Origin of the sequence: Achromobacter deleyi (assembly GCF_902859705.1) — a bacterium.
Classification (GTDB): domain Bacteria; phylum Pseudomonadota; class Gammaproteobacteria; order Burkholderiales; family Burkholderiaceae_B; genus Achromobacter; species Achromobacter deleyi.
Genome location: NZ_CADIJO010000009.1, coordinates 137,205 through 150,409, shown reverse-complemented (window position 1 = coordinate 150,409; position 13,205 = coordinate 137,205). Strand labels below are relative to the sequence as shown.

The window sequence follows — 13,205 nt, the reverse complement described above, 5'->3', positions numbered from 1 at the left end:
CGCGCCAGGCGCAGGCCGGGGAATGGAGCGACACGCCACGGCGCGTCGCGCTTTTGCAGATCCCTGGCCTGCCCCGCCCTACCTGCGCCGCCCGGCCACGACACACAAGCCCGCCGCCAGCACCCCACACGCAAAGATCGCCACCGGCAGCAGGCCCGGCCCCTGCGGCGCCAGGCTGACCGCGTAGCCGATGGCGGCGGACATCAGATAATGCAGCGTGCCCATCAGCGCCGACGCCACGCCCGCCTGTTTGCCGGCGTGGCTCATCGTCAGCGCGGTCAGGTTGCCGAAGATCAGGCCCAGCGCGCCCACCGCCACGGCCAGCAGGCCCGCGTACACAGCGAACGGCGCCTGCCCGGCCAGCACCGCGCCGAACAGCGCCAGCCCCGCCAGCGCATGGACCCCGATGCCGGCCAGCGTCAAAGCGCCGGCCCCGCGCCCCTGTCCCAGCAAGCGGTTGCTGACCATGCCGCCCAGCACCAGGGCCACCGAATTGCCCGCGAACACATAGCTGAACTGCGTCGCGCTCAGGCCGAAATGCCCGGTGAACACAAAGGCCGACGCGCTGATGTAGTTGAACAGCGACCCCAGCACGAAGCCGCCTGCCAAGGTGTAGGCCATGAAGGCCGGGTGCCGCAGCTGCCGGCCGTAGGCCCGCAGGATGGCGCCGCCGTTGAGCTGTGCGCGGCGCTGCACCGGCAGGGAATCGGGCAGCGCACGCCAGCCCCACAGCAGCCCTGCCGCACCCAGACCCGCCAGCACCCAGAACACGCCACGCCAACCGCCATGACCCAGCAGATAGCCGCCCAGGATAGGCGCCGCGATGGGCGCGATCATCATCACCTGCATCAGCAGCGAGAAAATACGGGCGGATTCGGCCACGCCGCACAGGTCGGCCACGATGGCTCGCGGCGTCACCAGCCCGGCCGCGGCGCCCAGCGCCTGCACGAAACGGGCGGCCAGCAACCACTCCACCGAGGGCGCCACGGCCGCCATCACCGAACCGGCCACGAACACCGCCACGCCCGCCAGCAGAGGCAGGCGGCGGCCGTAGCGGTCCAGCAAGGGGCCGTACAGCGCCTGGCCGATGGCCAGCCCGGCCAGGAAGATGGACAGCGTCTGCTGGATGCGCCCAGGCGACACGCCGAAGTCGCCGGCAATGGCCGGCATGCCCGGCAGGTACATGTCGATGGCCATGGCGTCCAGCGCCGTCAGCAAGGCCAGCAGCAGAATCAGGCCTGCGCCGATCAGGGGCGCGCGGTGGGTGGCGGCGGCGCCGTTCATGCCGTGCGCACCGGGCGGATGGCCTGCGCCAGGCCATCGGCCAGCATGCGCTGCATGGCGTCCAGCCGCTCGCCCGCCTGCCCGGCGTTGGTATAGACCAGCTTGACCTGCACCGCGTCGATCAGGCCCAGGTAGGCCTCGACATAGCGCGCGGCGTCGGCGCGGGCCAGCTTGCCGCGCTGGCCGGCCCAGGCGCGCAGCCGGGCATCGAAGTCGCGGCGCAGTTGCGCCAGGTAGGTTTCGTAGTCGGCGGTGATGGCCGTTTCCAGCGCGTCGGGCGGCACGTAGCTGGCGCGCAGCAAGAAGCGCAGCGGCCGGGATTCGCCGTGCCGTCCGACCAGGTGGGCGCAGTAGGCGGAACCCGGCAAGGCGCTGTCGGGTTCGTCGGCGAAGCATTGGCGCGCCGTCTGCATTTCCTGCGCGAGCGCGTCGCCGAAGATCTCCAGGTACAGCGCGTTCTTGCTGGCGAAATGGGTGTACAGCGAGGCCTTGCGGATGCCGACGGTGTCGGCAATGTCGGCCAGGGACGCGCCTTCGTAGCCGCGGTCGGCGAAATGGCTGAGGGCGGCATCGAGGATGCGCTGGACGGCGGGGGTGCGGGTCATGGCGAAATTCCGGGTTCGGTCGGCGCTGGGCCGAAACGCCTGGCGCGGCCGACGGCCGCGTTCAGGTGCACGGAATATAGACTAACTACCGATCGGTAGTCTAGCTGACCCCGACCCACTGGCACGACCGACTGCCCCCACGCCGGCCCGCCATCACCAGCTGATCCGCACCCCCACGTTGCCCTGCACCAGGTCGCGCCGCTCGCCGCCCAGGTTGAAGCCGTAGCCCGCGGACGCATACACGCTGACGCGTTCGCTGGCCTTGACCGACATGCCGACTCCCAGCCGGGCCTGCGTGCCGCCCATGGCCGACTGCGTGGTGGTGTCTTCGCCGAAGCGCACGCGGTCGTTGCCGCCCAAGGTATGCAACAGGTCGGCCCGCACATAGGGCTTCCAGGTGGCCCCGCCAGCCTGATACTCGCCTTGCAGCCGCGCCCCTACTCGCCCGATCAGCGCATTCCTGGGCGCGAAACTGACCTCCGATGCCGAATCGCGAACCGTGCCGATGCGCGTGTTCTGGTAGATCACCTGGGCCTGCGGCTCAAGGGTCAGGGTGGGATTCAACGTGATCGGCAGCCCCGCCTCGACCGACGCCGTAACCGCCCGCCCGTTGGTGGATGACGTGTCGCCCGCGCCGGAATCGGGCTTGACCTTCAGGTGGCTGCCCATGATGACGGTATCGGTGTACCAGCCGCCAGGACCGACGTGCGTCCAGTAGCCGCCCAGGCTGTAGGAATCGATGGCCAGCTTGCCGGCGCGATAGTCGTCCTGGCCCATCGCGAAGCCCCGCACGTTGCCATCGGCGCGCGCATAGCCCAGGAATACGCCGAAACGGTCCTGGTGGCCGCTGTCGGTGCGGCGGGCATAGAGGTCCTGCCCCACCTGCAGGCCGAACACATTGCCGCTGAACGACTGGCGCACCGTGCCGTCGCGCCGCTCGGAAAAATGGTCGCCCCAGGTGCGCGCCCAGCCCGCCGGCAGGCGCCCTTCGCCCGTCAGCAGGTCCTGGTTGCCCTGACGGTCATGGAACGTGCCGATCTGCTGCACCGCCAGCTCGCGTGCCAGCGAAGGCACCTCGCTGTAGATCGGCACACCCGGCCGGTAGGTCGGCACACTGGGCGGGTCGATGCCCCGGGTGCCGGGATTGGGGTTGGAACCGGCCAGCTCGGAACGCAGGTACCAGCTCTGCTCATTGCCAGCCGCGAGGCCGCCGCGGAACAGCTGATAGGAATACGCGCCGGCATAGACGCCCGCCCCGGTGGCGAAGGCGCCCGGCGCCGTGGTCGCGCCGTTCAGCGCCTGCACCACCTGGATGCCGTCACCGGTGGTCTTGGCGCCCAGGCCGCCGCGGTTGGTGATGCGCAGCGTGGTGCTGCCGGTGGCCGCGCCGCCGCTGATGACCAGTTTGTCGGTCGGGGAATTGTCGGCCCCCAGCACGGTGCTCAGCGCCACCACGCCTGCTTGCCCCTGGTAGTTGCCGGTGACGGTCAGCCGGTTGCCCGGCGCGGCGCCCGCCAGGTCGACCACGCCGCTGTTGATGAGGTTGCCGCGGATGGCGAAGCTGCCCGCGCCACCGCCCAGCCCGGGAAAGGCATCGGCCACCGACAGCGTGCCGGCATTGGTGACATTGCCCGTGACGCTGCCGTAGCCGCCGAAGCGGGCGCCGCTTTGCACCGTCACCGAACCGCCGCTGTTGATGGCCGCGCCCGGATTCGCTGCGTCGCCCACGGCCAGCCCCCCGGCCGCCACCGTGGTGCCGCCGGAATAGCCGTTGACGGCATTGAATACGGTGGTGCCGCTGCCCTGCTGGATCACCTGGCCGCTGCCGTTGATCGGGTCGGCCTGGACGTAACGGTCCGACCGGTTGAAGGCCAGCACGCCGTCGTTGCTGACCACGCCCATGATGTTGCCGCGGGTGCCGCCATCGCCGACCTGCAGCGTGCCGGCCTTGATGACGGTGACGCCGTCCTTGACGACACTGGCGCTGCCATAGCTGTTGTTGCCCGTCAGGATGGCCGTGCCGTCGCCCAGCTTGGTCAGCGACCCGGCGCCGCCGATGTCGCTGGCCACGACCAGCGTGGTGCCGGCCACCGGTTCCACGCTGCCGCCCATGGCGCCCAGGGTGATCGGCCGCGACTGCGTCAGGCTCTGCGTGGTGCGCAGCGTGCCGCCGTTCATGGCCAGCGCGGCGCCGGCCGCGCCCAGAGCCGCGTCATTGGCGATCTGCACGGTGCCGCCATTGATCTCGGTGCCGCCGGTGTAAGTGTTGGCGGCGTCCAGGACCAAGGTGCCCAGGTCGCTCTTGACCAGCCGCGACGCGCCGGTCAGCACCGAATCGATCGTGGTGATGTACGCCGTGCCCAGGCTGCTGCCATCGCCCACCCGGATCGTCGTGCCGCCGCCGGTGTCGGGCACCAGTTCGATTGCCCCGCCCGTCAGCCGGTAGCCATTGCTGGCGAACTGCATGCCGCCGCTGCGCACCTGGCCCAGGCTGTTGTCGACCGTGACCGTGCCGGGCGCCGCCATGAAAATGGCGAAGGTGGCGTCGGCGTACGGCGCATTGGGCACGCCCAGGGAATTGGTCCAGTTGTCGTTGCCGGCGGCGTTCTGCCAGAAGCCGTTGCCGCCATCGACCGTGCCGTTGTTCTTGCCCGCGGCCAGCGCGCCGTCCCAGAAATTCAAGGTCAGCCCGGCGGTATTGACCAGGTTCACCTGCTTGGCCACGGCGGTCTGCACCGAGAACGACGGCGACGGAATGGTGCCGATGGTCAGGCCGCTGCCTGTCAACGTGCCGTCGTAGCTGATGACGCGGTACACGCCCGGGTCGAAGCTGCCGCCCAGCGCGGTGGCGACGTTGAGCGTGCCATTGAGCGCCAGATTGCCCTTGACGATGGTCAGGTCATTGAGCGGCCCGCCCACCGTGCCAGCCTGGCCGAAGTTGTAGGCCAGCGTGGCGGCGTTGTCCAGGGTGAGATCGCCGGTGATCGTCAAGGTGCCCGGTGCGCCGGTCAGGTCGCCGGGCGACAGCGTGCCGGCCACGAAGGTGTTGCCGCCGATGATGCCGGTGCCGCCCAGGGTACTGCCGCCGTTCGCGAAGGTGCCGCCGGTGGCCGCGCTCTGGTCGCCATTCACGAACAGCGAACCCGCCATCGCCACCGTCACGCCGCTGTAGGTGTTCTTGCCCGTCAGCACCGTCTGGCCGCTGCCGTTCTGCACGACGGCGCCGCTGCCCGAAATCACGCCGTTCAGCATCACCTGATCGCTGCGAGCCACCACCAGGACCCCGTTGTTGACGACGTCGCCCTGGAGTCCGCCGCTGGTGCCGCCATTGCCCAGTTGCAGCGTGCCCGACGTGATGGTGGTGCCGCCGGTGTAGGTGTTGTTGGCGGTCAGGATGGTGGTGCCGGTGCCCAGCTGATTGACACCGCCACCCCCGCTGATGAGGCCGCCGAACAGATAGCCGTCGCTGCGATTGAACGCCAGCGTGCCGTTGTTGGACACATTGCCGACGATGCTGCCTGTGGGCCCGCCCGCGCCCAGCTGCAAGGTGCCTGCCGTGATCGTGGTGCCGCCGGTATAGGTGTTGGCACCGGTCAGCACCGTCGTGCCGCTGCCGATCTGGCTGACGCTGCCCCCGCCGCTGACCTGCCCGCCGAAGGTATAGGTGTCGCTGCGGTTGAACACCAGCGCGCCGTTGTTGGCCACGTCGCCGACGATGCCGCCCGTGGCGCCGCCCGCGCCCAGTTGCAGGGTGCCTGCCGTAATCGAGGTGCCGCCGGTGTAGGCATTATTGGCGGTCAGCACCGTGGTGCCGCTGCCATTCTGGCTGACCGTGCCGCCACCGCTGACAAGACCGCCGAAGGTGTAGGTATCGCTGCGGTTGAACGCCAGCGCGCCATTGTTGGCCACGTCGCCGACCAGGCTGCCGGTGGCGCCGCCCGCACCCAGTTGCAGGGTGCCCGCCGAGATCGTGGTGCCGCCGGTATAGGTGTTCGTGCCGGTCAGCATCGTGGTGCCGCTGCCCTGCTGCAGGACGCTGCCGGACCCGCTGACGACGCCCGCGTAGGTGTACGCATTGCTGCGATTGAACGCCAGCGTGCCGTTGTTGGCCACGTCGCCCAACAGACTGCCGGCGGCGGAGCCGCCCGCGCCAGAACCCAGCTGCAACGTGCCGGCCGTGATGGTGGTGCCGCCGGTATAGCCATTGTCCGCGGCCAGCGTCAGGGTGCCCGTGCCCAGCTTGCCCAGTGCGCCGCTGCCCATGACCGCGCTGGTCAGCGTCAACGCGTTGGCGCCGGTGACCTCGAAGCGGCCTCCGCCCGCGCCCAGCGTGGTGGCGCGCCCCGTGGCGAAACTGCCGGCGGCGCGCAGCGTGCCGCCATCCAGCGACAGCGCGCCGCTGGCCGCGCCCAGGTTGTTGTCCTGCGTCACCTGCAACGCGCCGCCATTGATGGCGGTGCCGCCGGTGTAGGTATTGGCGCCGGCCAGCACCAGCGTGCCCAGGTCGGTCTTGACCAGCTTGGCCGCGCCGTCCAGCACCGCCGTGATCGCGGCCGCGTAGGTAGCGCCGTCGGCCGACCCCGCGCCCACCCGGATTATCGCCTCGTTGGGGCCGCCGCCGGCCACGGGCGCCCCGATCAGCGTCAGCGCGTCGCTGCCGGTATTGCCTTGCAGCACATAGCCGTCGGTGGCGAACTGCATGCCTTGCACATTGATCGGGTTGGTGGTGCTGTCCACCAGCACCGTACCGCTCTGGCCGGTGAAGATCGCGAACGCGCCCTGGCTCCAGGGGGCATTGATGGCGCCGCCCGCGTCGGTCCAGTTGTCGTTGATGCCGTTGGGGGCCACCCAGGTGCCCGCCCCGCCATTGACCTGGCCGTTGTTCTTGGGCCCCGCGTCGCCGTCCCAGTAGTTCAGCGTCAGGCCGTTGGTGTTGACCAGGTTGACCTGCTTGTCCACCGACGTCTGCACGAAATAATCGGCCGGGTTCGACCCGGCGGGCAACGTCCCCACCGTCAGGCCCCCAGGGTTGGATAGCGTGCCGCCATAGTTGATGATGCGGTAGATGCCCGGGTCGAAGCGGCCCCCGGGCGACAGCGACACGTTGAGCTTGCCGCCCAGGCTGACGTTGCCGCCCACGTTGGTCAGGTCGTTGAACGGGCCGCCTGCCACGTTGGCCTGGCCGAATGCGTAATTGAGCGAGGTGCCGCTGCCCAGCGTCAGGCTGCCGCGGATGGTCAGCGTGCCGGGCGCCGTGCTGTTGTCGCCCGGGGACAGGATGCTGTTGCCCGTCAACGTGACGTCGCCGCCGATGATGCCCTTGCCCCCCAGCGTCGCCGCGTTGTTGACGGTGGTGGCGCCCAGGGCCGTGGTCTGGTCGCCGTTGATGAACAGGCCGCCGGCGTTGACCGTGGTGGCGCCGGCATAGCTGTTGCTGGCGCTGAGCACGGTGGTGCCTGCGCCCTGCTGCGTCACCGTACCGGTGCCGCTGATCGCGCCGCCAAAGGCATAGTCATTGCCCCGGTTGAACACCAGGCCGCCGTTGTTGACGACATTGCCGACCAGGCTGCCGGTGGCCCCGCCCGCGCCCAGCTGCAAGGTCCCCGCCGAGATCGTGGTGCCGCCCGTATAGGTGTTGTCGGCGGTCAGCGTGGTCGTGCCCGAGCCGATCTGCGTCACGCCGCCCGTGCCGCTGATCGTGCCGCCGAAGGTGTAGGCATTGTTGCGGTTGAACGCCAGCGTGCCGCTGTTGGCCACGTTGCCCAGGATGCTGCCCGTGGCCGACCCGCCCACGCCCGTGCCCAGCTGCAACGTGCCGCTGGAAACGGTGGTGCCCCCGGCATAGGTCGCATCGCCGGCCAGGGCCAGCGTCCCGGTGCCCAGCAGCGTCAGCGCGCCCGCGCCCGTCACCGGGCTGGTCAGCGTCAGCGTGGAACCGCCCGCCATGTCGAAGCGTCCGCCCGCCGCGCGCAGGTCGGTCGCACGGTTCGACGCAAAGCTGCCCGCGGCGCGCAGCGTGCCCCCGTCCAGCGTCAGGCCCGTGCCCGCCGCGCCCAGGTTGCTGTCCTGGCTGACCTGCAGCACGCCGCCATTGATGGCGGTGCCGCCGGTATAGGTATTGACGCCCGACAGCACCAGCGTGCCCAGGTCGGTCTCGACCAGCCTGGCCGCGCCGGCCAACGTGGCCGCGAGCGTGGCCGTGTAGCCGGCGCCCTCGGCCACGCCATTGCCCACGCGGATCACGGCCTCGTTGGGCCCGCCGCCCGTGACCGCAACGCCCACCAGCGTCAACGCGTCGGCCGCCAGGTTGTTGACCAGCGTGTAGCCGTCGGCGGCAAACTGCATCCCCTGCGTCAGGATGGCGCCGCGAGTCGTGCTGTCGACCCGCACGGTATCGCCCTGCCCCATGAATACGGCGAATGCGCTCTGGCTCCACGGCGCGTTCAGGGCGCCGTTCATGCCCGTCCAGTTGTCGTTGGCCAGCGGCCCGTCGGCCATCCAGATGCCCGGTCCGCCATCGACGGAATTGTTGTTCTTGTTCAGCGGATTGGCGCCGTCCCAATAGTTCAACGTCAGGCCATTGGTGTTGACCAGGTTGACCTGCTTGTCCACCGAGGTCTGGATGAAATAGTTGCCCGGCGTGGGCACCGTGCCCAGCGCCAGCGTGCCGCTGCGCGTACCGGCGTAGTTGATGACGCGGTACACGCCCGGATCGAACGAGCCGCCCGCCGAGGTCTGCACATTGAGCGTGCCGCCCAGGGCCAGGTTGCCGCCCACGTTGGTCAGGTCATTGAAGGGGCCTCCCACGACGCCGGCCTGGCCGAACGAATACGCCAGCGCCGAGCCGCTTTGCAGCGTCAGGTCGCCGCCGATCGTAAGCGTGCCCGGCGCGGCGCCGATACTGCCCGGCGCCAAGGTGCCGCCGGTCTGCACGGTGACGCTGCCCCCCAGCGCGCCCGTGCCGCCCAACGTGGCGCCACTGCCCACGGTGGCCGCGCCGGTGCCCGTCTGCGTGCCGTTGACGTACAGCGCGCCCGCCGTCACCGCCGTGGGGCCGGCGTAGCTGTTGTTCGCGGTCAGGATCGTGCTGCCCGAACCGCTTTGGCGAATGCCGCCGCTGCCGCTGATCAGGTTGCCGAAGGTAAACAGGTCGCTGCGATTGAAGGCCAGCGTGCCGTTGTTGGTGATGGCGCTGCCGCTGGGCAGGTTGCCCGACGCGCCACCGTTGCCCAGCTGCAGCGTGCCGGCCGCGATGGTGGTGGCGCCCGCCCAGCTGTTGGCATTGCTGGTCAGCACGACGGTGCCGGCGCCGTCCTTGGTCAAGCTGCCCGCGCCGGTGATGGCTTGCGTCAGCGTGCCGGTCACCCCGGCGTTGGCGGCGAGCGTGCCGTTGTTGGCGGTAACGGTGACGCTGCGGCTGCCGGACAGGCTGAAGCTGTTGGTGAACGCCAGCCCGCCGCCGTCCAGCGTGATGCCGCCGCCCGAGCCGCCCAGCGCATTGTCAGCGCCCACGGCCACCGTGCCGCCCTGTATCGTCGTGCCGCCCTGGTAGGTGTTGGCGCCCGACAGCGTCAGGATGCCGGCCGCGATCTTGCGGATGGCACCGGTGCCGCTGATCGTGCCTGCATAGGTGCCGTTGTCCGGCTGATTGAACAGCACCAGGCCATTGTTGGACACGCTGGGCGGCAGGCTCTGCGCACGCGCTTCCAGCGTGCCCGCCGCGTCGACGAGCACCGAGCCGTTGAAGCTGGTGTTGTCGCCCGTCAAGGCCAGCGTGCCGCCCTGCACCTCCACCGCCAGCGGCGTACCGCCGCCATTGCCGCCGACCGTACCGGACAGCGTCCACTTGCCGTCGCCCGTCTTGGTCAGCGACTGGAAGTTGCGGATGGCGCCGGGCAAGGTATCGCTGGACCCCGCCTCGCCGGCCAGCAGCAGGCTGTTGGTGCCGCCGCCGCCATTGAAGCCCCCCGTGATGACCGAACCCGGATACAGCGTCAGCGAATCATTGCCGCTGGCGAACGTCAGGCTGCCGTTTACGACGGCGCCGCTGCGATTGATGAAGTTGACATTGCCGCTGCCGCTGTTGCCGATCACATTGCTGCTGGTGCCGTTGCCCGCCTGGATCGTGCCGTAATTGTCGACGGTATTGGCTGCGCCCAGCGTGCGGTCTTCGAACCAGATGGCGGCCGCATTGCCGCCGGAGATCACGCCGCGGTTGATGATGGCGTTGCCAGCCCCCATGACGTTGATGGCTTCGGCATTTGCCTGCGTGCCCAGCGCCTGGATCTTGCCGCCCTGGGCAATGTTCAGCGTGCCGTTCGAGCCGAATTCGACTGTGTTGTTGCCGGTGCTCCACAAGCCTGCGCCGGACGTGGCGTTATTGGAAATGACGGCGCCGGCGTTCACGGTGATCTGGGCGTTGTCCCCCAGGCTGACGGCGTTGGTGTTGGTCACTTCCAGCCGCGCATTGGGCTGCAGCGTCACCGTCGCGCCGCTGGCGGTGGTGGGGCCCTGCCCGATTGGCGTCGTGGCGGGATTGGGCGCATTGGTGTTGCAGGTGGTGGTGGAGCCGCTGGTCACGCAAGCGGCCTGCACGCCCGTTGCGGGCCAACCGCCGAACAAGGCCGCGCCGACAAGCACGGTCAGAGGACGAGGGACGAGCTTGAACGACTTGGCTTCTTGCATCGCGTGCTCCACGCCGATCGACGGATATTAATTTTTCGGATTAATACTTTTGGCCTGATCTTGCGCGGCGATTATTTATGATTTTTTCCTCGTTTTCGGCTTTGGCCGATTTCTTCCGATATTCGAATTAATGCCCCCACCCAGGCTTTGAACGAATACTTTGATATTCAAAACAATGACGTGAAGATGAGCGACAATCTGGCATCGTCACCCCCTTGCGACGGCCATTGTCTTGACTGCCCCCTCGCCTGCCTCGCGTCCGTTGGACTGGCTCAATTTCTTCGTCGCCGATGTGCGCGACGGCCTGGGGCCCTATCTGGCCATCTACCTGCTGGCCGTGCACCATTGGCGGCCCGACAGCATCGGCCTGGTGATGACTTTGTCTGGCCTGGCCGCGCTGGCCGCGCAGACCCCGGCCGGCGCGCTGGTCGACCGCACGCCGAACAAGCGCGCCTTGCTGATGGCCGCCGCCATCCTGGTGACGCTGGCCTGCATGGCCGTGCTGGTCAACGCCAGCTTTGCCTGGGTCACGTTCACGCAGTCGCTGGCCGGCGTGGCGTCATCGGTCTTTGCGCCGCTGATCGCCGCCATCACGCTGGGGCTCAGCGCCCGCGGCGCTTTCACCGCGCGCATCGCACGCAACGAGTCCTATAACCACGCCGGCAACGCCGCGGCGGCGATTCTGGCGGGTGTGCTCGCGTATTTCTGGGGCCCGGTGGCCGTGTTCTATTTGATGGCCGCGATGGCCCTGGCCAGCGTCGCCGCCGCCTTGCGCATTCCTGCAGACATCGACCTGGACCGGGCGCGCGGCCTGGCGCACGACGACCCGGCGGCCGCGCCGCAACCCGTCCCGCTGCGCCAACTGCTTGATAACCGCCCGCTGGTGCTGCTGGCCGTCAGCTGCGCGCTGTTCCACCTGGCCAATGCCGCCATGCTGCCGCTGGTCAGCCAGAAACTGGCGCTGGCCAATCCGGCGCTGGCTACGCCCCTGACGTCCGCCTGCATCGTAGCGGCGCAGTTCGTGATGATTCCGGCGGCCATGGCGGTGGGCCGTTATGCCGACCGCGTGGGCCGCAAGCCGCTCTTGCTGATCGGGTTCGCGATCCTGCCGTTGCGCGGGCTGCTCTACACCTTGTCGGACGACATGGCGTGGCTGGTCGCCGTGCAGTTGCTCGATGGCATCGGCGCCGGCATCTTCGGCGCCGTGCTGCCCCTGATGGTGCTGGACCTGACGCACGGCACCGGCCGCTTCAACGCCAGCCTGGGCGCCGTCACGACGGTGTTCGGCATCGGCGCCTCGCTCAGCAACGGGCTGGCGGGCCTGATCGTGCAGCACGCGGGCTACCGCGCGGCGTTCCTGGCGTTGGCGGGCATTGCCGGCCTGGCCTGCGCCGCCTTGCTGGCGCTGCGCGAAACGCGCGTGGCCGACGCCACCCCCACGACGCCCGCCTCGGCCTGAGCCCCCGACCATGCCGCGTCACCTGACGGTTCTGATCCTGCTGGCTGTGACCCAGATCACCGGCTGGGGCGTGGTGGGCGTGCTGCCCGTGATTGCCGCGCCCGTGGCGGCAGACCTGGGCGCCTCGGCGGCGTCGGTCTTTCTGGGCACCTCGGTCATGTATGTAGCCATGGGCCTGGCCGCGCCCTGGGCGGGCCGCGCCTTCCGCATCCATGGCACGCGCCAGTCGATGGCGGCCGGCGCCGGGCTGATCGGGCTGGGCCTGATCGTGCTGGCGCTGTCGCGCAACCTGATGACGTTCTGGGGCGCCTGGGCGCTGATCGGCCTGGCCGGCGCCCTGTTCCTGACGACGGCCGCCTACGCCTACATCGCGGAATACGCCGAAGACCAGGCCCGCAGCCTGATGGGCACGTTGATGCTGGCAACCGGGCTGGCCGGCAGCGTGTTCCTGCCGGTCACCGCCCTTCTCGACCACTGGGTCGGCTGGCGTGCGGCAATGTTCGCCTATGCCGCCGTGATGCTGCTGGGCGTGTGCCCGCTGGTGGGCTTCGGCCTGCCCGCGACCCTGGCCGCGCCGGCCAAGGCCGCGCGCTCGTCCGCCCGCCGGCACGGCAAGGTCTTTGCGCTGATCGTCGCTGCCATCGCCCTGAACAGCTTCGTCACCTTCGGCATCCAGGCCGTGGGCGTGCAACTGATGCAGGCCATGGGCATGGACCTGGCCTATGCCGTGGGCATCGCGTCGCTGCTGGGCGTGTTCAAGGTGGGCGGCCGCGTGGTCGACCTGCTGGGCGGACGGCGCTGGGATGGCCTGTCGACCGGCATCGTGGCGGGCGCAATGATTCCGCTGGGCCTGGCCGCGATGTGGCTGGGCGGCGCCGGCTGGGTGCCGGTGGCAGGCTATCTGCTGCTGTTCGGCGTGGGCAGCGGCGCCTTTGCCGTGGCCCGCGCCACGCTGCCGCTGGTGTTCTTCCAGAAAGCGGACTACACCGCGGCCATGGCGAAGATCGCCCTGCCGATGAACCTGATCAACGCCCTGGCGCCGCCGGCCATCGCCGCACTGATGACCCGCGCCGGCGCCCCGGCCACCTTCGCCACGCTGGGCGGGCTGAGCCTGGCGGCCCTGGCCGTGCTGCTGCAACTGGGCCGGATGCGGGACTTGCCTTAGCCTGCGC

General features: G+C 69.6%; 5 protein-coding genes. 2 read left to right on the top strand and 3 right to left on the bottom strand.

The genetic code is table 11. The features are described from left to right. Positions 1-78: 78 nt before the first annotated feature. The 3 genes from HV798_RS15120 to HV798_RS15110 all read right to left on the bottom strand — a co-directional run bounded on the left by HV798_RS15120 (position 79) and on the right by HV798_RS15110 (position 10,574). Entirely contained in the window at positions 79-1,284 is a 1,206-nt protein-coding gene (locus HV798_RS15120) for a multidrug effflux MFS transporter (protein ID WP_175192959.1), read from the bottom strand. Beyond that, positions 1,281-1,889, bottom strand: coding sequence for a TetR/AcrR family transcriptional regulator (locus HV798_RS15115; RefSeq protein WP_175192960.1), 609 nt, complete (start codon positions 1,887-1,889; stop codon positions 1,281-1,283). The genes HV798_RS15120 and HV798_RS15115 overlap by 4 nt, the downstream gene beginning before the upstream one ends. 153 nt (positions 1,890-2,042) lie before the next feature. Next, entirely contained in the window at positions 2,043-10,574 is an 8,532-nt protein-coding gene (locus HV798_RS15110) for an autotransporter-associated beta strand repeat-containing protein (RefSeq protein WP_175216468.1), read from the bottom strand. A gap of 232 nt (positions 10,575-10,806) precedes the next feature. Here HV798_RS15110 and HV798_RS15105 point away from each other — a divergent pair, with 232 nt between their 5' ends. After that, positions 10,807-12,033: an MFS transporter gene (locus HV798_RS15105; protein WP_175192962.1), complete on the top strand. Its 1,227-nt coding sequence runs from the start codon at positions 10,807-10,809 to the stop codon at positions 12,031-12,033. 10 nt (positions 12,034-12,043) lie between these two features. Continuing rightward, on the top strand, positions 12,044-13,198 hold the full coding sequence (locus HV798_RS15100) for an MFS transporter (RefSeq protein ID WP_175192963.1): 1,155 nt from the start codon (positions 12,044-12,046) through the stop codon (positions 13,196-13,198). The last annotated feature ends 7 nt before the right edge of the window (positions 13,199-13,205 follow it).